This window comes from Clavibacter michiganensis (genome assembly GCF_021216655.1).
Classification (GTDB): domain Bacteria; phylum Actinomycetota; class Actinomycetes; order Actinomycetales; family Microbacteriaceae; genus Clavibacter; species Clavibacter michiganensis.
On sequence record NZ_CP080437.1, the window covers coordinates 2,250,998 to 2,273,760 of the forward strand.

The window sequence follows — 22,763 nt, forward strand, 5'->3', positions numbered from 1 at the left end:
GGCCCGGTCAGCTTACCGTGCCCTTAGGTTAGGCTGCCCTTGCCTGACGCGATCCACACCGGCTCGTCAGCCCGCACCCGAACACCCGAGAGGCCCCGCACCATGAGGTTCACCACCACCGGCTCCGCCCTCGTCGCGCTCACCGTCGCGACGCTCGCCCTCACCGGATGCACCGCCTCGTCCGACCCGGGCGCCTCCGCCCCGCCCGCGTCGGGATCCGCCACCGGCGCCTTCCCCGTCACGGTCGACACGAAGTTCGGCGACGTCACCGTGCCGAGCGAGCCGAAGCGCGTCGTCGCCCTCGGCTGGGGCGACGCGGAGACCGCGCTCGCGCTCGGCGTCCAGCCCGTCGGCGCGTCCGACTGGCTCGGCTTCGGCGCCGACGCGGACGGCGTCGGCCCGTGGGCGCAGGGCCTCTACACGCAGAAGCCGCAGATCATCGAGACGCTCGAGCCCTCCTACGAGGCGATCGCGGCGCTCAAGCCCGACCTCATCCTCGACACCAAGGGCTCCGGCGACCAGGCCCGCTACGACCGCCTCTCGCAGATCGCGCCGACCATCGGCGTGCCCGAGGGCGCCGACAGCTACCTCACCGACATGGAGGACCAGGTCGACATGGTCGCCGAGGCCCTCGGCCGGGAGGACCAGGGCGACGCCCTCCTCGACGCCGTCGACCAGCGCTTCGACCAGGTCGAGGCGGCGCACCCGGACTGGAAGGGCAAGACCGTCACCGCGGCGACCAAGACCAGCGAGGGCTGGGGCGCCTACGTCGAGGGCAGCGAGCGCGTCGCGTTCCTCGAGAAGCTCGGCTTCGAGCAGAGCCCGACCATCGCGGGGATCCCCGCGAACGCCGGCGGCTTCTCGGTCGACGTCTCCTCCGAGCAGCTCGACCTGCTCGACGCCGACGTGATCGTCGCGTTCCCGATCTTCATCGACAAGTCCGTCATCACCGACGACCCGCTGTGGCAGGCGATCCCCGCGGTCGCGGCCGGCCACTCCATCGTCCTCGACGGCGACGTCTCGTCGGCCTACTCGATCGGCACCACGCTCTCCACCGGCTACGCGCTCGACCAGCTCGTGCCGCTGCTGGAGACCGCCACGAGCTGATCCGGATCCGCACCCCCGAGGGCCCGTCGCGCACGCAGCGCGGCGGGCCCTCGTCGTCTCCGGTGCCGCGTCATTCCGCCATCATCGACAGGAGCGCGCGACCACGGACGCGCGCCGGGAGGAGACCCATGAGCACCCGCACCGACAGCGTCCCCGCGGCCGCGGGCATCGCCTGGATCGCCGCAGCCGTCGTCTACGTCGGCACCGAGGCGATCGCCGCGTCCGCCTTCCCCGGTTACAGCTACTCCGCCAACTACATCAGCGACCTCGGCGTCCCCGACGTCGCCGTGTTCCAGGGCCGCGCCATCGACTCGCCGCTCTCCGCGGTGATGAACGCGGGCTTCATCCTGCAGGGCGTCCTCTACCTCGTGGCCTCCGTGATCGCGACCCGCGCCCTCCGCGCCGGCCCCCGACGCGCGTTCCTCGCCCTCGCCGCCGTGCACGCCGTCGGGATCACGGTGGTCGGCCTCATCCACGGCAGCGCCTCGAGCGCCGCCAGCGGCATCGGCTGGATGCACGTGGTCGGAGCCGGCATGGCGATCATCGCGGGCAACGCCGCCTCCATCACGGCGGGACTCGGCTCCGGACGCGTCGGCGCCGCGCGGGCCTTCCGCGTCGCGAGCGTGGCGCTGGGCGCCGTCGGCCTCATCGCGCTCGCCCTGCTCCAGACGCTCGGCGGGTCGGACGTCGACGGCGTCTGGGAGCGCGGATCCGTCTACACGGTCACCGCGTGGGAGCTGATGGCGGGCGTCACCGTGCTCGTCGCCGCCGCGCGCCGCCGCCGCGGGAGCCCGCGCGACTGACCCGGGCAGCCCGGCCGGCGGCGCCCGCTAGCGCCGCTCGGCCGCCTGCAGCGCCTCGAGGTTCCGGTTGTAGGCCTCGAGCTCGGCGTCGCCGTCGCGGTCGGCCTTGCGGTCGTACCGCACGGAGTCCCGTTTGTCGCTCTTGCTCCACATGATCGCCGTGACGATCGCGAGGATCACCGTCGGGATCTCCCCGATGCTCCACGCGATGCCGCCGCCGGCCTGCTGGTCGGCCAGCGCCGACTCGCCCCACGGCCGCCCCATCGCGCCGAACCAGTCGGCGAGCAGCAGGCCGGTGCCGGTCATGAGCGAGAGTCCGAAGAACGCGTGGAACGCCATGGTCGCGAGCAGCAGCAGCAGGCGAATCGGGTAGGCGAGGCGCACCGGCATCGGGTCCACGCCGATGAGGTTCTGCGTGAAGAGGTACCCGACGATGAGGAAGTGCACGATCATCCACTGGTGCCCGATGTGGTCGGTCGTCGCCCAGCTGAACAGCGGCGAGTAGTAGAAGACGAGGAGCGAGCCGGCGAACAGCACGGCCGCCACGATCGGGTGGCCCACGAACGACGCGAAGCGCGAGTGCACGGCCATGAGGATCCACTCGCGGCCGCCGCGGCTGCCGTCCTGCCGCTTGCGGATGGCCCGCATCGCGAGCGTGACCGGAGCGCCCGGCACGAGCAGCAGCGGTATGACCATGGCGAGCACCATGTGCGCCAGCATGTGCGAGCTGAAGAGGTACTTCTGGTAGACGTTCACGCCGCCGTTGGTGATGTAGAACAGGCCGATCATGCCCGCGACCCAGAGGATCGAGCGGTGCACGGGCCAGGCGTCGCCGCGCTTCCGGAGGCGGTGCACCCCGGCGAGGTAGAAGAAGATCCCGAACGCGCACAGCAGGATCCAGAGCAGGTCGAAGTTCCACTCGGTGAGGTAGCGCATGGGCGTGAGCTCCGGCGGCAGCGGCTCGCCGGTGAGGATCTGGGCGGGCGTCGGATCCGGCAGCTGCGCCGCGACGACCTGGCTCACGGGCGGGGCCGTGCGGGCGAGCGCCGCGGCCACGCCGGACGCGACGCCCATGAACGCCAGCTCGGCGGTGACGAGCCACCAGAACGGCCCGCGCGCCGCGGATCCGCGCTCCTCGAGCCGCCCGATGAGCACGCGCCGGTACGCGGCGCCGAAGAGCCCGAGCGCGAGGAGCGCCGCCACCTTGATGAGCACGAGCAGCCCGTACGCGGTCAGCAGCCGGTCGAGCGAGCCGACGCGGATCTCCGCGCTCACGTACCCGGAGGCCGCCACGACCACGAAGCACACGAGCGCGACCGCCGAGTAGCGGCGCAGCACCGGCACGAGCCGGTCGCCGTCGAGCTTCGACCGCAGCAGCACCATCGTGAGGAGGCCACCCAGCCAGATCGCCGCGAACACGAGGTGCAGGCCGAGAGCGTTGACCGCGGCGTCGTGCCCCTCGGTGCCGCCCGCGTGGCCCTGCTGCGCCATCGGCACGAGGCCGCCGACCGCGATCACGAGCACGAACGCGATGGCGGTGTGGTTGCGCACGGCGAAGCACAGCACCGTGACGGTCGCGGCGATCAGCGTGGTCGCGAGCCAGGCCTGGCCCACCGAGATCTGCGTGAGCACCAGGCCGAGGCTCGTGCCGAACTCGGCGCTGAAGGAGAACGCGGTGCCCGAGACGCTGAGGAAGGTGAAGAACGCGGTGATCGCGGAGGCGACCGTCCAGAGGGCGGCCCCCGCGGCCGCGATGTCGAGCGCGCGGCCGTACTCGGGGCGTTGGCGCGACAGCGCGAAGGCCGCGAGCAGCAGCGCGCCGATGGCCGTGGCCGCCGAGATGTTCACCATCATCTTCGCGGCGGGCAGACCGTAGCGGACCACGGGCCCGGCGTCCTCGAGCAGCTGCGGGGCGGCGCCTCCACCGATGGCGAGCGCAGCCAGCAGGGAGAGGAACGCGACGATGAGGAGGGCGGCGGGCCCCGCGACGCGGAGGAGTCTGGGCATGAGGGGTTCAGCCTAACTCGCCCGTCCTGACGGGCGGCTGGCGGCCGCGGGGCCGCCGCGACCGGCCGGGAACGACACAGCGGGGGCGCCGACCGGAGTCGGCGCCCCCGCTGGGCGTGTGGTGAGGAGGACTACTTGACGGCTGCCTTGAGCTTGCTGCCGGCGGAGACCTTGACGCCCTTGGACGCCTTGATCTCGAGCGGCTCGCCCGTCTGCGGGTTGCGGCCGGTGCGCGCGGCGCGAGCCGTCTGCTCGAACGCGACCCAGCCCGGGATCGTGACCTTGACGCCGTCGGCGACGTTGGTCGCGACGGTGGAGAAGAGCGCGTCCAGGACGCCGTTGACGGCGGCCTGGCTCTGGCCCGACTCCGCGGCGACGGCGGCAACGAGCTCGGTGCGGTTGAGTGACTTGTCAGCCATGGGTGTCCTCCTCGGACCTGGTGCCGTTCTTCGCGAGCGGCCGTGTGGTGGATGGGGTCTGTCTACGTCAGCGGACCGTGCGAGCCGAAGAGGCCATCAGCGGTCCGTTCGGCCGTACGGCCGCTTGGAACCTACCAGCTGGACTTCGTGATGCCCGGAAGCTCGCCGCGGTGGGCCATGTCACGGAAGCGCACGCGGGAGATGCCGAACTTCGACAGGTTGCCGCGGGGGCGACCGTCGATGCCGTCGCGGTTGCGCACGCGGATGGGCGATGCGTCGCGCGGGAGGCGCTGGATGCCGGCGCGGGCCGCCTCGCGGCTCTCGTCGGTGCCGTTCGGGTCCACGAGGGCCTTCTTCAGCTCGAGGCGCTTCGCGGCGTACCGCTCGACGATGACCTTGCGCTGCTCGTTGCGGGCGATCTTGCTCTTCTTGGCCATGTTTAGCGCTCCTCGCGGAAGTCGACGTGCTTGCGGACGACCGGGTCGTACTTCTTCAGCACGAGGCGGTCGGGGTTGTTGCGGCGGTTCTTGCGGGTCACGTACGTGTACCCGGTGCCAGCCGTCGAGCGGAGCTTGATGATCGGACGGACGTCCTGCTGCTTGGCCATTAGATCTTCACCCCACGAGCGAGGATGTCCTTGACGACGGACTCGATGCCGCGGGCGTCGATGACCTTGATGCCCTTCGCGGAGAGCGTGAGCTTGACGTTGCGACGCAGCGAGGGGACGTAGTACGTCTTCTTCTGCACGTTCGGGTCGAAGCGGCGCTTGGTGCGCCGGTGCGAGTGCGAGATGTTGTGTCCGAAGCCGGGGACGGCGCCGGTCACCTGGCAGGTTGCTGCCATGGTTTCCTCCGTAGGTACCGTAGGGCGAGACCGCCCTACCCAAGATTTCTTGTCGGCACGCCCGTCCCCGGATCTCGAGAGAGGGGGATCCGCCCCTCGGGAGGGGCGCTGCCCCTCGGGAGGGGCACTGGGCGCACATGCGAGCGGATGAGCCGCTCGGCCAAGGATCGAGGCTACGCGACGACACGCCCGGGCGCAAGCCGGGGGCCCGGGATCATGCGGATGCGGGGGCCTCCGCGGTCGTCGACGCCGGCTCCTCGGCGGACGCCGCCTCGGCCGCGCGGCGCGTGCACTCGGCGCAGAGGCCGAAGACGTCGACCACGTGGCTCGGGGCCGTGAAGCCGTTGCGCGCGGCGACGTCGTGCGCCCAGGACTCGACCTCGTCGGCCGCGATCTCGACGGTCTTCCCGCAGACGCGGCAGATGAGGTGGTGGTGGTGGCCGCCCGTGGCGCACGTGCGGTAGAGCGCCTCGCCGTCGGGCGACTGCAGCGAGTCGGCGTCGCCCTCCGCGGCGAGGTCGCCGAGCGCGCGGTAGACGGTGGCCAGCCCGATCGGGGATCCCGCCTCGTGCAGGCGCGCGTGCAGTCGCTGCGCGCTCACGAACTCCGTCGATGCGTCCAGCGCCTGCCGGACGGCCTCGCGCTGCCACGTGTTCCGCTTCATGCCCGTGCCCTCCCGACGGGCGATCCTCCCCGCCCCGTCAGGGTACGCGTCCCACCCGACGTGCCGCTGCGCGCGCGGAGGGCGTCGACGCCGCGGCAGACCATGTAGATCGTGAACGAGATGGTCGTGACGTACGGGCTGATGGGGATGCTGCTGCCGAGCGCCAGCATGATCCCGCCCACGATGCTCGCGAGCGCGAACAGCACGCTGAGCGAGACGACCACGCGCGGCGTCGACGAGACGCGCATCGCGGCGGCGGCCGGGGTCACGAGGAGCGAGAGCACGAGCAGCGCGCCGACGATCTGGATGGAGACCGCCGTGCCGAGCCCGAGCAGGATCATGAACACGATGGAGAGCAGGCGCACCGGCACACCGCGTGCGGCGGCCACGTCGGGGTCGACGCTCGCGAACATCAGCGGCCGCCAGACGACGGCGAGCCCGACGATGACGACGGCGCTGATCGCCACGAGGTAGCCGAGCTGCGGGTTGTCGACCGAGACGATCTGCCCGGTGAGCAGGCCGAACTTGTTGCTCGCGCGGCCGTCGTAGAGGGCGAGGAACAGGATCCCGAGGCCCAGGCCGAAGGGCATGATGACGGCGATGATCGAGTTGCGGTCCTTCGCGCGCGTGCCGAGCACGCCGATGGCGATCGCCGCGATGAGGGAGCCGACCAGGGATCCGCCGACGACGTTGACGCCGAGGAGCAGCGCCGCCGCCGCGCCCGCGAACGACAGCTCGCTCACGCCGTGCACCGCGAAGGCGAGGTCGCGCGTCATGACGAAGACGCCGATGAGGCCGCCGACGACGCCGAGCACGGCACCGGCGATGATGCTGTTCCGCAGCAGCGCGACGAGCGCGCCGTAGTCGGAGAAGTCGAACAGGCGCGACCAGACGTCGCCCGCGTCGGCGAGCAGGTGGATCACGCGGCCCTCCCGTCGGCGGGGGCGGCCTCGTGCACGCCGTGCGGCCCGTGGTCGCCGTGCTCCTCGTGGTCCTCGTCGTCGTGCGAGTGATGGCCGTGCGGATCGTCCGTGGCGCCGACCACGACGACGCGGCCGCGCACGCGCACCACGTCGACGGGCGTGCCGTAGAGCGAGCTCAGCACCTCGGAGTCGAGGACCTCGTCGGGCGTGCCGATGCGGAACCGGCCGCCCACGAGGTACAGCACCCGGTCGACCATGTCGAGCACCGGGTTGACGTCGTGGGTGACGAACACGACCGCCGCGTCGGTCTCCCTGCGGTGCCGGTCGATCAGCTCGCTGACCACGCGCTGGTGCCCGAGGTCGAGGCTGAGGAGCGGCTCGTCGCAGAGGAGGAGCCGCGGATCCGACGCCAGGGCCTGGGCCACGCGCAGCCGCTGCTGCTCCCCGCCGGAGAGGGTGGAGACCGGGGCGTCGGCGTACGAGGTGGCGCCCACGGCGTCGAGCAGCTCGTCGACCCGGGCGCGCTCGGCCCGCCGGCTGATCGGCAGCCCCCAGCGGTGGCCGGTGACGCCGAAGCCGACGAGGTCGCGCGCCCGCACTGGCGTGGCCGCGGTGATGAGCTTCTGCTGCGGGATGTAGCCGATGCGCCGCGCACCGCGGCGCACCGGCTCGTCGAGGAAGCGCATCTCCCCCGACGTGAGGCGCTGGGCGCCGAGGACGGACTTCAGGAAGCTGGTCTTGCCGGATCCGTTCGGGCCGAGCACCGCGACGAACTCGCCGGGTGCCACGTCGAGGTCGAGTCCGCTCCAGAGGGTGCGGGAGCCGAACGCGAGCGTCGCGTCCCGGAGGCTCAAGACGGGTGCGCCGGTCACGATCCCCGGATCGCGGAGGCCACGGCGTCGACGTTCTCGGTCATCCACTCAACGTACCCGCTGCCCGCGGGCAGGTCGGCGGGGAGGGTCTCCGTGACCGGCACGACGGGGACGCCGGCGGCCTTGGCGGCGGCGACCACCTGGTCGGTCGTGGCACCCGTCGTCTGCGAGTTGTACACGAGCGCCGCGACCTTCTTCTCGGCGAAGAGCGCGAGCGTCTCCTTGAGCACGTCGGCGGGCACGTCGGTGCCCTCCTCCACGGCCTCGCTGAACTCGTCCGGAGTGCGGTTCTCGAGGCCCATGGCGCTCGTCATGTACAGCGGCACGGGCTCGGTGATCGCGACGCCCTTGCCGGTGCCGGCCGGCTTCGCGGCCGCCTCGGCCGCGGCGATGCCGTCGAGCTTCGCCGTGAAGGCCTGCTCGTTCGCCTCGAACGTGGCGGCACCGGCGCTGTCGGCCTTCGAGAACGCCTGCTCGATCTCCTCGGCGAGCTTCTTCATCGTGGGCATGTCGTACCAGACGTGCTCGTTGAGCTCGCCCTCGGCCGGCTTCTGGTCGAAGCCGGAGATGTCGACCGCGTTGAGGAGGACGGGGCTCTTGCCGCCCGGGAGCGCCTTGATCATCGTGTCGACGAAGTCGTCGTAGCCGCCGCCGTTCTGGATGACGACGTCGGCGGTGGAGAGCGCCAGCTGGTCGCGGGAGGTGGCCTGGTACTCGTGCGGGTCCTTGTCCGGGCTGTCGATGATCGACGTCACCTTCACGTCGTCGCCGCCGATCTGCTGCGCGATGTCCCCGTAGACGTCCGTCGACGCGACGACCTCGAGCGTGCCGCCGCCGGACGCGGAGGACGAGGCGTCCGCGGCGGGAGTGGCGGATCCGGAGGCGCAGCCCGCGAGCGGGACGGCGAGCAGCGAGACGGCGAGCAGGGCGGTGAGGGGGCGACGGTTCATGGATCCGACGATACGGTATTGATAACCGGTCTCACTACCACCGTGCCGGAGCTGTGGAGTGCGAGGGGGTCACTCCAGGAGCAGCGCCGGCTCCTCGATGATGCTCGCCACGTCGGCCAGGAATCGGCTCGCCACGTCGCCGTCGACGACGCGGTGGTCGAAGCTCGCGCCGATGGTCGTGACGAAGCGCGGGCGCACCTCGCCGTCGACGACCCACGGCTTCTGCTTGATCGTGCCGAGCGCGACGATCGCGACCTCGCCGGGGTTGAGGATCGGCGTGCCGGTGTCCATGCCGAAGACGCCGATGTTGGTGATCGTGATGGTGCCCTGGCTCATGTCCGCCGGGCTCGTCTTGCCGTCGCGCGCCGTGAGGGTGAGCTGCTCGAGCGCGCGGGCGAGCTCCAGGAGCGACATCGCCTGCGCCTCCTTGACGTTCGGCACCACGAGGCCGCGCGGGGTCGCGGCGGCCACGCCGAGGTTCACGTAGTGGCGGACGATGATCTCCTGGTCGGTCCACGAGGAGTTCACGGTGGGGTTCCGGCGCACGGCCCAGATCATCGCCTTCGCCATGATGAGCAGCGGCGAGACCTTGACGCCCGCGAAGTCGGTGGACGCCTTGAGGCGCTTGACGAACTCCATCGTGCGGGTGGCGTCGACGTCGACGAACAGGCTCACGTGGGGCGCCTGGAACGCGCTCTGCACCATGGCCGCGGCGATGACCTTGCGGACGCCCTTCACGGGGATCCGGTCCTCGCGCGCATCCGGCCACTCGGGCGTCTCGATGTTCTTGAAGACGCTCGCCTGCTGCGCGGTGCGGATGACGTCCTCGCGCGTGATCTCGCCGACGAGCCCGGTGGCCTCGACCTGGGCCAGGTCGACCTCGAGGTCCTTCGCGAGCTTGCGGATGGGGGGCTTGGCGATGATCGGCACCGCGGAGGCGGCGGGCACCGAGGCGGGCCGCGGCGCGCGGGCGGCGGGCGCTCCGGCCGGGGCGCTCGGGCTCGCGGGGCGGCGGGCGGCGGGCGCGGCGTCACCCAGCTCGGCACGACGGCGTCGGCTCGCGACCTTGCCGACCGTGCCGTAGCCCACGAGCACGGCGCCCGAGGTCTCCTCGGCTGCGGGCGCGGGGGCCGGCTCGCGGTTCTCGATGGCCGTGTCGTCCTCGATCACCGTCTCCCCCGGGAGGGCCATCTGGGCCGGGGTCTCGGCCGGCGCGGACAGGCTCGGCGAGCCCTGCGCGATCGCGATGATGGGCGTGCCCACCTCGACCGTCTGCCCCTCCTGCACGAGCAGCCCGGAGACGGTGCCCTCGAACGGGCTCGGCAGCTCGACGAGCGACTTCGCGGTCTCGATCTCGACGATCACCTGGTTGAGCGCCACCCGGTCGCCCGGCTGCACGCGCCACGAGACGATCTCGGCGTCGATGAGGCCCTCGCCCACGTCGGGCAGGGTGAACTCGGAATCAGCCATCGTGCGGTCCTCTTCTCCGTGCCGCTCGGGCGGCGGGCGTCTAGTAGGCGAGCGAGCGGTCGACGGCCTCGAGGATGCGGTCGGCATCCGGGAGATACAGCGTCTCGAGCTTCGCGGGAGGGAACGGGGCGTCGAAGCCGGAGACGCGGATGACCGGCGCCTCGAGCGAGTAGAACGCCCGCTCGGTGACCGTCGCCGCGATCTCGGAGCCGACGGACACGTGGCCCGGTGCCTCCTGCGCCACGACCAGGCGGCCGGTGCGCTGGACCGACTCGAGGATGGGGCCGTAGTCGACGGGCGACAGCGAGCGCAGGTCCACCACCTCGACGCTCGTGCCCTCCTCGGCCGCGAGCTCGGCGGCCTGGAGGAGCATCGCGACCATGGCGCCGTGACCGACGAGCGTGACGTCGGTGCCGGAGCGGACGACGCGGCTCTCGTGCAGGCCGATGCCGGGAGCGGAGAAGTCCACCTCGCCCTTCGGCCGGTAGCGGGCCTTGGGCTCGAAGAACATGACCGGGTCGTCCGACCGGATGGCCTCCTGGATCATCCAGTAGGCGTCGTGCGGGGTGCTCGGGCTCACGACGCGGAGGCCGGGGGTGTGCGCGAAGTACGCCTCGGGGCTCTCCTGGTGGTGCTCGATGGCGCCGATGTGGCCGCCGTACGGCACGCGGATCACGACGGGCATCCGCATGGCGCCCTCGTGGCGATTGGTGATCTTGGCGAGCTGGCTCGTGATCTGGTCGAAGGCCGGGTAGATGAAGCCGTCGAACTGGATCTCGCACACGGGCCGGTAGCCGCGCATCGCGAGGCCGATGGCCGTGCCGACGATGCCGGACTCGGCGAGCGGCGTGTCGATGACGCGGCGGTCGCCGAAGTCGCGCTGCAGGTGCTCGGTGATGCGGAAGACGCCGCCGAGCGGGCCGATGTCCTCGCCCATGAGCAGGACCTTGTCGTCCTCCTCGAGCGCGCGGCGGAGGCCGGCGTTCAGGGCCTTGGCCATCGGCATGCTCTCGATGCCGGCGGGGGCGCCCGTGCCGCGCGTCGCGGCGTCGTCGGATCCCGCGGGGGTCGCGGCGCGGTCGATGGTGTCGGTCATCGGTTCCCCTCCAGGGACGCCTCGTAGCGCTCGAGCCACTCGCGCTGCTCCGTCGTGACGGGGTGCGGCTCCGAGTAGACGTGGTCGAAGATGCCGGGCAGCGCCGGGCTCGTGAGCTCGATGGTGCGCCGGCGGACGTCGGCGGCGAGGTCCTTGGCCTCCTCGTCGATGCCGTCGAAGAGCGACTGCGGCGCGCCCTGCTTCCGCAGGTACGCCTCGAGCCGGGCGATGGGGTCCTTCGCGACCCAGCCCTGCAGCTCCTCGTCGGTGCGGTACTTCGTGGGGTCGTCGCTCGAGGTGTGCGCGCCGACGCGGTACGTGAGCGCCTCGATGAAGGAGGGGCCGCCGCCGTTGCGTGCGTCGTCGAGGTGCTTGGCCGTGACGGCGTAGCTCGCGAAGACGTCGTTGCCGTCGACCTGCGTGCTCGGCACGCCGAAGCCGCGCGACCGGAGGTAGAGCGGCGTCCGCGACTGCGTGCTCACGGGGACCGAGATCGCCCAGTGGTTGTTCTGGAGGAAGAAGACCTGCGGGGTCTGGAAGCTCGCGGCGAAGACGAACGCCTCGCTCACGTCGCCCTGGCTGGTGGCGCCGTCGCCGTAGTAGGCGATGACGGCGGTGTCGCGGTCGGGATCCCCGGTGGCGACGTCGCCGTCGAACGCGACGCCCATCGCGTAGCCCGTCGCGTGCAGCGCCTGCGAGCCGATGACCAGCGTGTAGAGGTGGAAGTTGCCCGCCGCCGGATCCCAGCCGCCGTGCGTGACGCCGCGCATGAGGCGCACGATGTCGACCGGGTCGATGCCGCGGATGAGCGCGACGCCGTGCTCGCGGTAGGCGGGGAACACGTGGTCCTGCGGGCGCGTGGCCCGACCGGATCCGACCTGCGCCGCCTCCTGCCCGGTGCTCGGCGCCCAGAGGCCGAGGTGGCCCTGGCGCTGGAGGTTCGTGGCCTCGAGGTCGAACGCCCGCGTGAGGCGCATGTCGCGGAGGAAGCCGCGGTGGTCGTCCTCCGTGAGTCGCTCGAAGTACGGGAGGAACTCCTCTGCGGAGTCGCTCGGTGCGAGCTCGCCCGCGGGGGTCAGGAGCTGGACCGTCACATCGCTTTCCGGCATCGTCCCAACCTACCGGCGCGCCGGGTGGCCCTCCGGCAGCCCCCGGACAATTCCCGCCGACGCGTTCAGTAGCTTCCGGACAGAGGCGGGCTCGCCGATGGTGACGCGGATCCCCTCGCCCGCGAACGCGCGCACCACGAGCCCGGCGGCCGCGAGCTGCGCCTCCACCTCGGCGGTCTCGGCGCCCGTGGCCAGCCAGACGAAGTTGCCGTGGGGTCGCGGGACGTCCCAGCCCTGCTCCGTGAGCGCGCGCCAGGCCTCGTCGCGATCGCGCGCGAGCACGGCGACGCGCTCCAGCAGCTCGTCCTCGTGCTCGAGCGAGGCCAGCGCCGCGTGCTGCGCGTGGCCGGTGACGGACAGCGGGATGGCGGCGGAGCGGGCGGCGTCGAGGATGCGCGGGTGACCCACCGCGTACCCGATGCGGAGGCCCGCGAGGCCGTACGCCTTGGAGAAGGTGCGGAGGACGACGAGGTTCGGGTGGTCGGCGAGGAGGCGCATGCCGTCGAGGGCATGCTCCGGGCCGACGAACTCGCCGTACGCCTCGTCGAGGAGCACGAGCACGTCGCGCGGGACCGCCGCGAGCAGGCGCTCGAGGTCGGCCTCCGTGACGAGCGTGCCGGTGGGGTTGTTCGGCGTGCAGACGATGACGACGCGCGTGCGGTCGGTGAGCGCCCGGATCATGCCGTCGACGTCGTGCGAGTGGTCCGGCAGGTTCGGGACGGGGACTCCCGTCGCCCCCGCGACCGTGATGAGCGTGGGATACGCCTCGAAGGAGCGCCACGCGTGGACGACCTCGTCACCCGGGCCCGCGGCCGCCGTGATGAGCTGCGAGAGGATCGCCACGGATCCGGCTCCCGCGTGGACGTGGTCGACCGTGACGCCGAAGCGCTCGGCGAGCGCGGTGCGCAGCAGGGTCGCGCCCGCGTCGGGGTAGCGGTTCACGTCGCGCACCTGGTCGATGCGGGCGAGCACCGACGGCAGCGGGTCGAACGGGTTCTCGTTGCTGGAGAGCTTGAAGTCGTCCTCGCCGGCGGGCTTGCCCTGGCGGTAGGCGACCATTGCCGCGATGGCGGGACGGAGCCTCACGGGGGCGGCGGCGTCGAGGGGCGCGGGTTCGGGGATCACCGGGCGATTCTACGGGCGGGTCGCCGCCCGGCCCGTGGTCCGCGGGGTGGCGTCTGCGAGGATCGCAGCATGCCCCGATTCCTCGTCCGCGTGGTCGTCAACGCCGTCGCGCTCTGGCTCACCACGCTCATCGTCTCCGGCACCGTCGTGACCGCGTACGAACCGGGCGACACCACGGCCACGGTGCTCACCTACCTCCTGCTCGGCGCGATCTTCGGCGTCGTGAACGGCGTGATCGGGACGGCCATCCGGATCGTCGCATTCCCCCTCTACATCCTCACGCTCGGCCTGATCGCGCTCATCGTCAACGGTCTGCTCTTCCTCCTGGTGGGCGCCATCTCCGACGCGCTCGGCTTCGGCCTCACGGTCGAGGGGTTCTGGTGGGGCGTGCTCGGCGCTCTTCTGATGGCGCTCTTCAGCTGGCTGGTGGGGCTCGTGCTCCGACCGGTGACCTCGAGGGCCTGACCCGCGCGTCACATCCCACCGCCCGATCCTCCTGGCGGAGTGAGCGGGGCCCGCTCCGCGCGGTAGAGGTGCGACGTGACCGGCGTCGCCCCGTCGAGGAAGTCGTGGAGCTCGTCGCGTGCCCGCTCCAGGAGCGGCGAGCGCGAGGCGTCCATCTCGGACGCGGTCGCCCGATAGGTGCCGAGGTCGTGCGCGTCCAGGACGCCAGCGCGGGCCGTCGGCGCGAAGGCCGGCGCGCGCACCACGACGTCGTCGCCCGCGTCGCCGTCGGACGGGCGCACGCCGCCGAGCGAGGGGACGGGGTCGTCCGTGTGCTCCACGGCCACGCCGTCGATCCCCTGGCGGATGGGCAGCTGCCCCACCGGCGAGCCGAACGTGAGCTCGTGGGTGACGTGGAGGCCCGGGGCGTCGCCCACCGATCGCGCGAGGATCCCGCCCATCGAGTAGCCGACGACGTAGACCTCGTCACCCGCGGTCGCGCCGGCCTCGCGGAGCGCGGTCTCGGCCGCGTGCACGGCGGACCCGCCCTCGGTGGCGAGCGCGGCCGCCGCCGAGGCCGGTCCGAAGTCCTCGCGGCCGGTGCCCGGATCCAGGGTGACCATGCCGCCCAGGTACGCGACGAAGCGGCGACGGCCGTCCGGTGCCCGGTACTCCTCGACGCGCATCTGCGGGGTGCCGGGGACCGGGTCGGGGATCCGGTCGGCCAGGTCCTCCAGGCTCGCCGGAGCCGGGCGGACGGCGTCACGGCGGACGTGGACGACGGCGGGCGCGTCGCGCAGGACGCCGAGGGCTCCGAGTGCGGCGAGGAGGCCCGCGGTCGTCTCCCGCACGCCGTCGTCGCCGGCCGGGCGGTCCGGGAGGAAGCGCGCGGCCGCGGCCGCGATGTCCGAGACCACGTCCCGGACGACGGCGGGCAGCAGGATCCGGAGGGTCCCGCCCGGAGAGGAGGGAGCCGCATCCGTCGCACCGTCGCCCGCGGCGGATCGCACGCAGCGGTCGACGTCCCGCTCCCCGTCCGCGTACTCGGCGGCGACGCGACGGAGGTCGGCGGCGAGCGCCCGCGCGTCGTGGGCGGCGGACGACAGGAGACCGCGCGGGGCGTCGAGGCTCGGATCGTGATCGCCGGTGGTCGTGGCCACCAGCGGCGGCAGGGCCAGCGCGCGGGCATGGTCGTCCAGCCGGCCGGCGTCGTCGTCGAGCCGCGCGGCGATGCGCGTCAGGTCGTCCGTCTCGACCTCGGTGCCGCCTCCCTCGGTGACGGTGAGCCCCGCGACCGCGGTCACGCGTGCGCTCCGGGGCAGCCGGGCGTCGACCCCGAGGCCGGATGCGCGTCGTGGAGCAGGGTCCCGGCGAGCGCGACGCGACCGGCGAGGTCGTCGAGGGCGCGGACGAACGCGTCGTGCGCGCGTCCGGACCAGGACGGGTCGTCCCGGCAGGACGCGATGCCGCGGTGCGTCTCCGCCACCGCGTCGGCGAGGGCGGCGAGCGCATGCGCGCGCGTCAGCGCCTCGGCGCGGAGCTGGCCCGGCGTGCTGCCGGTCTCCCGCCCCGTCCCTCCGAGCGGATCGCCCCCGCCCGCACCCCGTCCACCCGGCTGCTCCTGCATCGCGTCCCGTCCTCTCCCGTCCGCCCGCATCGTGCGTCGGGGCGAGGACAGCAGGCCATCGGATGCCGCATCCGGGGGACGGAGGAGCGATCCGGAGGTGTGAGGAGGGACCGCAGCCGACAGAATGAGCGCATGGGAGCCCCCGACTCTCCGGCCGCGACGGCTCCACCCGTCTTCCGGATCGCCTTCGTCTGCACCGGCAACATCTGCCGCTCCCCGATGGCGGAGGTCGTCTTCCGAGACCTCGTGCAGCGCGCCGGGCACGCTGACCGCGTCTCGGTGACGAGCGCCGGGACGGGCGACTGGCACGTGGGCGAGCAGGCGGACGCGCGCACGCTCGCCGCGCTCGAGCGCCGCGGCCTGTCGGGATCCGCGCACCGCGCCAAGCAGTTCGACCCGGACACGCTGCCCGACCTCGACCTGGTGGTCGTGTTCGACCGCGGCCAGGAGCGGACGCTGCGCCAGTGGGCGCGGACGGAGGCGGACCGGGCGAAGATCCACCTGCTGCTGTCGTTCGATCCTCCACAGGCCCACCTGCGGGACGTGCCCGACCCGTACTACACGGACGCGGCGATGTTCGATCGGGTTCTTGGGATGATAGAGCGAGCCGCCCGGGCCCTCCTCGCGCAGGTGGAGCCCGGCATCCGTCCCCCCAGCTAGGAGATCCCCCCGCATGAGCCCGTTGCCCCCGCAGGTGCTGAGCCCACTCGACGGCCGCTACGCCCCCGTCGTCACCGAGCTCGGCGAGCACCTCTCGGAGGCGGGCCTCAACCGGGCGCGCATCCACGTCGAGATCGAGTGGCTCATCCACCTCACCGACCGGTCGCTCCTCTCCTCCTCGCCGTTCACGGACGCGCAGAAGGCGGCGCTGCGCGGGGTCGTCGCGGGCTTCGGCCAGGAGCAGATCGACGCGCTCGCCCGCGTCGAGGCCGTCACCCGGCACGACGTGAAGGCCGTCGAGTACTTCGTGCGCGACCGCCTGGAGGAGCTCGGCCTCGCGCACGTCGCCGAGCTCACGCACTTCGCGTGCACGAGCGAGGACATCAACAACCTCTCCTACGCGCTCGTCATCGACCGGGCCGTGCGCGAGGTCTGGCTCCCGAAGCTGGTCTCCGTCATCGGCGCGCTCCGCGAGCGGGCCCTCCTCTTCCGCGACGACGCCATGCTGTCGCGCACGCACGGGCAGCCGGCCACGCCCACGACGCTCGGCAAGGAGCTCGCGGTGTTCGTGCACCGGCTCGAGCGCCTGCGGGCCGACGTGGAGGACGTCGAGGTGCTCGGCAAGTTCAGCGGCGCCACGGGCACGTTCGCGGCGCACCTCGCCGCCGACGCGGACGTCGACTGGCCCGCCGAGTCCCGCGCGTTCGTCACGTCGCTCGGCCTCGTGTGGAACCCGCTCACCACGCAGATCGAGTCGCACGACTGGCAGGCGGAGCTCTACACGCGCATCGCCCACGTCAACCGGGTCCTGCACAACCTCTGCACGGACGTGTGGACCTATATCTCCATGGGCTACTTCCGGCAGATCCCCCAGGCGGGCGCCACCGGGTCGTCGACGATGCCCCACAAGATCAACCCCATCCGGTTCGAGAACGCCGAGGCGAACCTCGAGCTGTCGGACGCGCTGCTCGACTCGCTGGCGTCCACGCTCGTCACGTCCCGGCTGCAGCGCGACCTCACGGACTCCACGACGCAGCGCAACGTCGGCGTCGCGCTCGGGCACTCGCTGCTGGCGCTCGACAACATCGGGCGCGGTCTCCTCGAGATCGACGTCGACCGGGCGCTGCTCGCGTCCGACCTCGACGCCAACTGGGAGATCCTCGGCGAGGCCATCCAGACGGTCATCCGCGCCGAGATCGTCGCGGGGCGCAGCTCCATCAGCGACCCGTACGCGGTGCTCAAGGAGCTCACGCGCGGCAAGCGCGTGGGCCGCGACGAGATGCGGGCGTTCGTCTCCGGGCTCGACATCGGGGACCAGGCGAAGGCGCGACTGCTCGAGCTGACCCCGGCCGGGTACGCCGGCCTGGCGTCGCGGCTGGTCGACCACATCCTCTGAGCCGGTCGGGCGGGACCCTCGCCGCGGCGAGGGTCCCGCCGGAACGGATCACGCTGGCTCAGTGCCGGGTCGGCCGATCCGGGTGGTCCTGCTCGTCCATGTCCTGCAGCTCGTCGCGGTTCGGCTTGAACGACAGGGCGAGCATCGCGAGCATCACGAGGGCGCCGATGAAGGCCACGCCCGTGAACACGACGACGACCGTCCAGCCCTGGGCGTCGGCGGGCCGAGTGCTGAGCCCCACGATGAGGCCCACGAACGCGGCGAGGGCCGCGGCGATGCCGAGCAGCTCGGCGGGGCGCATGCGGTCCTTGCGGATGTTGGAAGTCACGGTCAGCTCGCGCTCTCGGTGGTCCGGGGGGCGTCCGCCGCGGAGGTCGCGGTGGGCGTGGAGGTGCCCCATTTCAAGCTCAGGGCGGCGATGACCAGGAAGACCCCGACGATCGCCGCGTAGGCGCCCAGGAGGCCGACGGCCACGACGGGCGCGGTGAGCTGGCCCTCGCGCTGCTCGACCCCGCCGTACTGGACGACGAGGTCCGGCGGCACCAGGAGGAAGGCGACGGCGAGCACGACGGTGAGCGCTCCGGCGGTGATCGCGTCGGTGGCGCCCGGCACGCGGCCGCGCGAGCGCAGGCCGGCGACGAGCTCCAGGAACCCGGTGACGACGGCCCAGACGCTGACGGCGTAGAGGAGGACGAGGACGCCCCCATCCCTGGCGAGCAGCGCCGCGACGCCGGCGACGACCGTGATCGCCCCCTGCGCGACGGCGCTCGTGCGGAGGCGGGCGGCGGGACCGCGGAGGGCCCGGGCGCCGAGGCCCGCGGTGATCAGGCCGGACAGGATCGCGAAGGCGCCGAACGCCACCAGGCCGAGGGACGGCGAGTGGTCGGTCGAGAAGGTGATGAACGCGGCGAGCGCGAGGGCGGGCAGTGCGCGCAGGAGGAGCACGGGCCAGTACGCCGCCCGGAACGTCAGCTCGTCCTCGGACACGGCAGCCTCTCTCTCCATCCGGGCCAGCCTACTCGGTGGGTTCCTGGGCGGATGCTCGGCCTGGGCCCGCGATGGCGGCCCCGGCGAGCTGGCCTAGGCTCGACACGTGACGAGTCCCCTCCCCCGTCTGGCCGCTGCGGCGGCCGGCGCGGTCGTCGGGCTCGCGGTCGTGTGCGCCGTGGGCGTGGCCTGCGGGATCGTCTACGCGAACCGGGCGTTCTGAGCCGCGGCGGCCCCGCGGCCGACGGCCCGGGATCCGCGGGTCGGGTCCGCCCGATCCGCGCCCGTCCGCCGCGCACCCGCGCAACCGGTGCCCCGCAACCTGCGAGGCGCGAACCGCAACCGAGAGGCCCCGCCGTGCCCCAGCCCGAGACCGCGCCGCGGCCCGCCTCCGAGAGCGGCCGGGCGACCGGCGGGTTCATCCCCGTCGACCGTGCCGTCGTCGCCGCCCCCGAGGGCGCCGCGGAGGCTCTCCTCCGACGCGATCGGCTGGCCCTCGGCATCGACATCGGCGGCACGACGCTCAAGGCCGGGATCGTCGACGTGACCACGGGGATCCGGCTCACCGAGCGCATGACCGTGGCGAAGCCCGTCGGCGGTGAGCCCGAGGACATCGCGGACGTGATCGCCGAGATCGTGCTGGAGCTGACGCCCGACGAGGACCTGCCCGTGGGCGTCGGCGTGCCCGGCATCGTGCGAGACGGCATCGTGCGCTCCTCCGCGCACATCTCCGACCGCTGGCTCGGCATGGACGCGCGCACCGCGATCCGCGAGCGCAGCGGGATCGACGTCCTCACCGTCAACGACGCCGACGCAGCCGGGGTGGCGGAGCTCGAGTACGGCGTGCTGCAGGGCCGCGGCGGCCTGGTGATCCTCACGACGCTCGGCACCGGCATCGGCACGGCGCTGCTGCACGACGGCACGCTCATCCCGAACAGCGAGCTCGGCCACGTCCACATCGACGGCGGCGACTACGAGATGCAGGCCGCGTTCTCCGCCGTCCGGCGCGAGGGGCTGACGTTCGAGGCGTGGGCGGCGCGACTGGAGCGGTACTACCGGCACCTCGAGTCGATCATGTCGCCCGACCTCATCGTGGTGGGCGGCGCGGCCGCGCACGAGTTCGCGCGCTTCTCGGCGTTCCTGCACCTCGACACCGAGATCATCGCGGCCAGCCGGGGCAACGACGCCGGGCTGGTCGGCGCGGCGCTGCTCGCGCACCGGGCGGGCGTCGCGCCCGACTGATCCGGCGCCGCGGCGTCCGATCGGGTCCGCCGCGGCCGCGGCCGCGGCGGTCCGCTGCGTGGCTCCGACCACGTCCGGCAGACTGGCGTCATGAGCACCGCCGCTCCCCGCACGCTGCGCGTCGTCATGTCCCCCGACTCGCTCACCGGATCCGCCACCGCCGTCGAGGCCGCCGAGGCCCTCCGCCGCGGCTGGCTCCGCGCACGACCCGGCGACGACGTGGTGATCGCGCCCATGGCCGACGGCGGGCAGGGCACCATCGACGTGCTCGCGGCCGCCATCCCGGGAGCGCGCCGCGTGCCCGTCCGCGTCCCCGGACCCGACGACCGGCCCGTCGACGCGCGCTGGCTCCTGCTGCCCGACGGCACGGGCGTGGTCGAGGTCGCCTCGACGAGCGGCATCACGCTGCTGGATCCGCTCCGACCGCTCACCGCCCACACCCGCGGCTTCGGCCGCGCGATCCGGGCGGCGCTCGACTCCGGCGTCCCGCGCCTGCTCCTCGCGCTCGGCGGCAGCTCGTCCACGGACGGCGGCATGGGCGCGCTCCGCGAGCTCGGGGCGCGGGCCCTCCGCGCGGACGGATCCCCGGTGGGCGACGGCGGCGTCGCGCTCGCGGACGTCGCGACGGTCGACCTCACCGGGCTCCGGGCGCTCCCGGCGGGCGGAGCGCTGATCCTCGGCGACGTCACCGCTCCCCTCACCGGGCCCGCCGGCGCCGCCGCCGTCTACGGCCCGCAGAAGGGCGCGACGCCCGCGGACGTGGGCGCTCTCGGCGCGGGCCTCGCCCACCTCGCCGGCCTGCTCCAGGTGGATCCGGCCACCCCGGGTGCGGGCGCGGCGGGCGGCACCGCGGCCGGCCTCGTCGCGTGGGGCGCGGTCGTGGGATCCGGATCCGCCGGCGTGGCCGACGCGATCGGCCTGGCCGGGCTCGTCGCGGACGCCGACGTCGTGCTCACGGGCGAGGGCCGCTTCGACGCGCAGTCGAGGACGGGCAAGGTCGCCTCGCACGTGCTCGACCTGGCGAGGGCGCACGGGACCGCGGCGATCATGGTGGCCGGCGCCATCGCCGCCCCCACCGACGGGTTCGCGGCCGCGCGCTCCCTCACCGACCTCGCCGGATCCGTCGCCGCCGCGCGCGCGGACGCCGTCACCTGGCTCGAGCGCGCCGCGGAGGACCTGGCGCGCGGGCAGGAGTGGCGCGACTGAGGCGGATCCGGCCGGCTCAGTCCCGAGCGCCCGCGCCCGGTTCCGCGCCCCCCGCGCCACCCGACGTGCCCCGCTCCCGCAGCGCCCGGTACTCCTCCGCCACGTCCGCCGCCGCGACGTCCCACGTGCGCCTGGCCGCGTACGCCCGGGCCGACGCCGAGAGCCGCGCGAGGGCGGGCCGGTCGGCGAGCAGGTCGCGGATCGCCCGGGCCCAGTCGGCGGGATCCCGCGTCGGCACGAACACGCCGCTCACGCCGTCCCGCACCGAGTCGACCAGTCCCTCCGTCCGCGCCGCGACGACGGGCGTGCCGCACGCGGCGGCCTCGAGCGCCACGAGCCCGTAGGTCTCGGCCGCCGACGGCATGAGCGCGAGGTGCGCGCCGGCGAGGACGCGGGCGGTGGCCGCCCGGTCGAGCGCGCCCGCGAAGAGGACGTCGTCCTCGAGGCCGAGCGACCGCACGAGCGCGTGCAGGCTCGCCGCGTACGCGTCCCGGCCGGGTGAGACCCCGCCGGCGATCACGAGCAGGGGCCGGGTCGCGGGATCCAGCAGGGCGAGGGCTCGCAGCGCGACGTCCTGGCCCTTGAGCGGCTGGATCCGCCCGAGCAGCACGATCCGCACCCGCCCCCCGCCGTCGCGGCCCGACGGCTCCCGTAGGAACGCCTCCTCCACGCCAGGCGCCACGACGTGCACCGCGGCGGGATCCGCGTCGTAGGCCTCCACGAGCAGCCGCTTCTCCGACTCCGCGGACGCGACCACGAGGTCCGACGCGCGCACGAGCCGCCCCTCGTCCGCGAGCCGCGAGGCGGGCTCCGGGGTGTCCCCCGCCACGAGTCGGCGGTTCTTGCCCGCGGACACCGAGTGCAGCGTCAGCACGTGCGGCACGCCCCATGCGCGCGCGACCGGCAGCGCGGCGACGGCCGACAGCCAGTAGTGCGCGTGCACGACGTCCGCCGGCGGCAGCGCGGCGAGCGCCGCGGCGAAGGCGTCCGTGATCCCGGGCAGCTCCTCCTTCGCGAGCGGGCCGACCGGCCCCGCCCGGAGCGCCCGCAGCTCGACGCCCGGCGCGACGGGGAGCACGGCCGGGTCGGCCGGATCCGTGGCGCGCGTGATCAGCTGCACCTCGTGCCCCTGCCGTCCGAGGCTCCGCGCGAGCTCCAGCAGGTAGACGTTGAGCCCACCTGCGTCGCCGGTGCTGGGTGTCTGGATCGGCGACGTGTGCAGCGAGACGAACGCGATCCTCATGCGCCCGATCCTACGAGCGGCTCCGCGCGCACGCCCTGTCCGGACGGCGACGCCGTGCGGACCCCGGAGGTGCCGCGCGCCCGGATCGGCGACAATGGACGGATGCGGTCGCCCGTCCGCAACCCGTCCACCCTCCCTCGCCCGGGGAGGACCCGTCTGGAGGCCCGCATGACGCGACCTGCCGGCCCCGCGACCATGCAGATCGGCGAGCTCGCCGAGCGCACCGGCATGTCCCACCGCACGCTCCGCCACTACGACGAGACCGGCCTCCTGCGCCCGTCCGGCCGCTCGGACGGGGGCTTCCGCCTCTACACGGCCGACGACCTGGAGCGCCTCCTCCTCATCCGCCGGATGAAGCCGCTCGGCTTCTCGCTCGAGGAGATGGTGCGCCTGCTCGAGGTCACGGACGCCCTCGACGCCGCCGGGCCCGGCGACGACGTGGCCTCCCTGCGCGCGGACCTCGCCGCCTTCGTCGCCGACGCGGAGGAGCGGCGTCGCCGCCTGGCCGAGCACCTCGCCATGGCCGACGAGTTCCTCGACCGCCTCCGGGCCCGCTGACCCGACCGCGCG

General features: G+C 73.5%; 26 protein-coding genes. 8 read left to right on the forward strand and 18 right to left on the reverse strand.

Going from position 1 to position 22,763, the window contains the following annotated elements:
• Positions 1 to 102 precede the first annotated feature (102 nt).
• Together K0V08_RS10660 and K0V08_RS10665 are read left to right on the forward strand one after the other, a co-directional pair.
• A complete protein-coding gene (locus K0V08_RS10660; RefSeq protein ID WP_079533858.1) occupies positions 103 to 1,107 on the forward strand; it encodes an iron-siderophore ABC transporter substrate-binding protein in 1,005 nt (334 codons plus the stop codon).
• A 128-nt stretch (positions 1,108 to 1,235) separates the two neighbouring features.
• Entirely contained in the window at positions 1,236 to 1,910 is a 675-nt protein-coding gene (locus K0V08_RS10665) for a DUF998 domain-containing protein (RefSeq protein WP_079533856.1), read from the forward strand.
• A gap of 27 nt (positions 1,911 to 1,937) precedes the next feature.
• On the opposite strand, the gene K0V08_RS10670 is transcribed toward K0V08_RS10665, so the two are convergent.
• The 13 genes from K0V08_RS10670 to K0V08_RS10730 all read right to left on the reverse strand — a co-directional run bounded on the left by K0V08_RS10670 (position 1,938) and on the right by K0V08_RS10730 (position 13,388).
• Positions 1,938 to 3,917: a bifunctional copper resistance protein CopD/cytochrome c oxidase assembly protein gene (locus tag K0V08_RS10670; protein ID WP_079533854.1), complete on the reverse strand. Its 1,980-nt coding sequence runs from the start codon at positions 3,915 to 3,917 to the stop codon at positions 1,938 to 1,940.
• A gap of 131 nt (positions 3,918 to 4,048) precedes the next feature.
• On the reverse strand, positions 4,049 to 4,336 hold the full coding sequence (locus K0V08_RS10675; protein ID WP_012039622.1) for an HU family DNA-binding protein: 288 nt from the start codon (positions 4,334 to 4,336) through the stop codon (positions 4,049 to 4,051).
• A gap of 131 nt (positions 4,337 to 4,467) precedes the next feature.
• Positions 4,468 to 4,773, reverse strand: coding sequence for a 30S ribosomal protein S14 (rpsN, locus tag K0V08_RS10680; RefSeq protein WP_012039623.1), 306 nt, complete (start codon positions 4,771 to 4,773; stop codon positions 4,468 to 4,470).
• 2 nt (positions 4,774 to 4,775) lie between these two features.
• A complete protein-coding gene (gene rpmG / locus K0V08_RS10685; protein ID WP_011187086.1) occupies positions 4,776 to 4,943 on the reverse strand; it encodes a 50S ribosomal protein L33 in 168 nt (55 codons plus the stop codon).
• Entirely contained in the window at positions 4,943 to 5,179 is a 237-nt protein-coding gene (gene rpmB, locus K0V08_RS10690) for a 50S ribosomal protein L28 (protein ID WP_012039624.1), read from the reverse strand. The genes rpmG and rpmB overlap by 1 nt, the downstream gene beginning before the upstream one ends.
• A 214-nt stretch (positions 5,180 to 5,393) precedes the next feature.
• The gene (locus K0V08_RS10695; protein ID WP_012039625.1) at positions 5,394 to 5,843 is read right to left on the reverse strand and encodes a Fur family transcriptional regulator; all 450 of its coding nucleotides are present in this window, start codon (positions 5,841 to 5,843) and stop codon (positions 5,394 to 5,396) included.
• Entirely contained in the window at positions 5,840 to 6,766 is a 927-nt protein-coding gene (locus K0V08_RS10700) for a metal ABC transporter permease (protein ID WP_012039626.1), read from the reverse strand. Before K0V08_RS10700 ends, K0V08_RS10695 begins: the two co-directional genes overlap by 4 nt.
• Positions 6,763 to 7,638, reverse strand: coding sequence for a metal ABC transporter ATP-binding protein (locus tag K0V08_RS10705; protein WP_012039627.1), 876 nt, complete (start codon positions 7,636 to 7,638; stop codon positions 6,763 to 6,765). Before K0V08_RS10705 ends, K0V08_RS10700 begins: the two co-directional genes overlap by 4 nt.
• Positions 7,635 to 8,588, reverse strand: coding sequence for a metal ABC transporter substrate-binding protein (locus K0V08_RS10710; protein ID WP_079533852.1), 954 nt, complete (start codon positions 8,586 to 8,588; stop codon positions 7,635 to 7,637). The genes K0V08_RS10705 and K0V08_RS10710 overlap by 4 nt, the downstream gene beginning before the upstream one ends.
• 69 nt (positions 8,589 to 8,657) lie before the next feature.
• Complete coding sequence (locus K0V08_RS10715; RefSeq protein WP_079533850.1) at positions 8,658 to 10,058, reverse strand: dihydrolipoamide acetyltransferase family protein; 1,401 nt, start codon at positions 10,056 to 10,058, stop codon at positions 8,658 to 8,660.
• Positions 10,059 to 10,098: 40 nt separating this feature from the next.
• Complete coding sequence (locus tag K0V08_RS10720) at positions 10,099 to 11,064, reverse strand: alpha-ketoacid dehydrogenase subunit beta (RefSeq protein ID WP_043562076.1); 966 nt, start codon at positions 11,062 to 11,064, stop codon at positions 10,099 to 10,101.
• Positions 11,065 to 11,150: 86 nt separating this feature from the next.
• Positions 11,151 to 12,263 carry a thiamine pyrophosphate-dependent dehydrogenase E1 component subunit alpha gene (locus tag K0V08_RS10725; RefSeq protein WP_079533848.1) on the reverse strand — a complete coding sequence of 371 codons (1,113 nt, stop codon included), beginning with the start codon at positions 12,261 to 12,263 and terminating at the stop codon, positions 11,151 to 11,153.
• A 9-nt stretch (positions 12,264 to 12,272) separates the two neighbouring features.
• Positions 12,273 to 13,388, reverse strand: coding sequence for a pyridoxal phosphate-dependent aminotransferase (locus K0V08_RS10730; RefSeq protein WP_012039632.1), 1,116 nt, complete (start codon positions 13,386 to 13,388; stop codon positions 12,273 to 12,275).
• A gap of 69 nt (positions 13,389 to 13,457) precedes the next feature.
• Between K0V08_RS10730 and K0V08_RS10735 the strand changes: the two genes are divergently transcribed.
• Positions 13,458 to 13,853, forward strand: coding sequence for a phage holin family protein (locus K0V08_RS10735; RefSeq protein WP_012039633.1), 396 nt, complete (start codon positions 13,458 to 13,460; stop codon positions 13,851 to 13,853).
• Between the two features lie 8 nt (positions 13,854 to 13,861).
• Here the strand turns inward: K0V08_RS10735 and K0V08_RS10740 are convergent, their stop codons facing one another.
• Both K0V08_RS10740 and K0V08_RS10745 read right to left on the reverse strand, forming a co-directional pair.
• Positions 13,862 to 15,136, reverse strand: coding sequence for a hypothetical protein (locus tag K0V08_RS10740; RefSeq protein ID WP_079533846.1), 1,275 nt, complete (start codon positions 15,134 to 15,136; stop codon positions 13,862 to 13,864).
• Positions 15,133 to 15,459, reverse strand: a complete 327-nt coding sequence (locus tag K0V08_RS10745; protein WP_079533844.1) for a hypothetical protein — start codon at positions 15,457 to 15,459, stop codon at positions 15,133 to 15,135. Before K0V08_RS10745 ends, K0V08_RS10740 begins: the two co-directional genes overlap by 4 nt.
• 132 nt (positions 15,460 to 15,591) lie before the next feature.
• On the opposite strand from K0V08_RS10745, the gene K0V08_RS10750 reads away from it, so the two are divergent.
• Both K0V08_RS10750 and purB read left to right on the forward strand, forming a co-directional pair.
• Positions 15,592 to 16,119 (forward strand): low molecular weight protein-tyrosine-phosphatase, encoded by a 528-nt coding sequence (locus K0V08_RS10750; RefSeq protein ID WP_012039636.1) that lies wholly within the window; start codon positions 15,592 to 15,594, stop codon positions 16,117 to 16,119.
• A 13-nt stretch (positions 16,120 to 16,132) separates the two neighbouring features.
• A complete protein-coding gene (gene purB / locus K0V08_RS10755) occupies positions 16,133 to 17,515 on the forward strand; it encodes an adenylosuccinate lyase (RefSeq protein WP_012039637.1) in 1,383 nt (460 codons plus the stop codon).
• A gap of 58 nt (positions 17,516 to 17,573) precedes the next feature.
• Here the strand turns inward: purB and K0V08_RS10760 are convergent, their stop codons facing one another.
• Positions 17,574 to 17,843: a hypothetical protein gene (locus K0V08_RS10760; RefSeq protein ID WP_012039638.1), complete on the reverse strand. Its 270-nt coding sequence runs from the start codon at positions 17,841 to 17,843 to the stop codon at positions 17,574 to 17,576.
• A 2-nt stretch (positions 17,844 to 17,845) separates the two neighbouring features.
• Entirely contained in the window at positions 17,846 to 18,520 is a 675-nt protein-coding gene (locus K0V08_RS10765) for an HdeD family acid-resistance protein (protein WP_174240065.1), read from the reverse strand.
• Positions 18,521 to 18,859: 339 nt separating this feature from the next.
• On the opposite strand from K0V08_RS10765, the gene ppgK reads away from it, so the two are divergent.
• Together ppgK and K0V08_RS10775 are read left to right on the forward strand one after the other, a co-directional pair.
• Positions 18,860 to 19,744, forward strand: coding sequence for a polyphosphate--glucose phosphotransferase (gene ppgK, locus K0V08_RS10770; protein WP_012039640.1), 885 nt, complete (start codon positions 18,860 to 18,862; stop codon positions 19,742 to 19,744).
• 90 nt (positions 19,745 to 19,834) lie between these two features.
• Complete coding sequence (locus tag K0V08_RS10775) at positions 19,835 to 20,950, forward strand: glycerate kinase (RefSeq protein ID WP_079533840.1); 1,116 nt, start codon at positions 19,835 to 19,837, stop codon at positions 20,948 to 20,950.
• Between the two features lie 16 nt (positions 20,951 to 20,966).
• Here the strand turns inward: K0V08_RS10775 and K0V08_RS10780 are convergent, their stop codons facing one another.
• Positions 20,967 to 22,193 (reverse strand): glycosyltransferase, encoded by a 1,227-nt coding sequence (locus tag K0V08_RS10780; protein ID WP_012039642.1) that lies wholly within the window; start codon positions 22,191 to 22,193, stop codon positions 20,967 to 20,969.
• Between the two features lie 168 nt (positions 22,194 to 22,361).
• Between K0V08_RS10780 and K0V08_RS10785 the strand changes: the two genes are divergently transcribed.
• The gene (locus tag K0V08_RS10785) at positions 22,362 to 22,751 is read left to right on the forward strand and encodes a MerR family transcriptional regulator (protein WP_012039643.1); all 390 of its coding nucleotides are present in this window, start codon (positions 22,362 to 22,364) and stop codon (positions 22,749 to 22,751) included.
• The last annotated feature ends 12 nt before the right edge of the window (positions 22,752 to 22,763 follow it).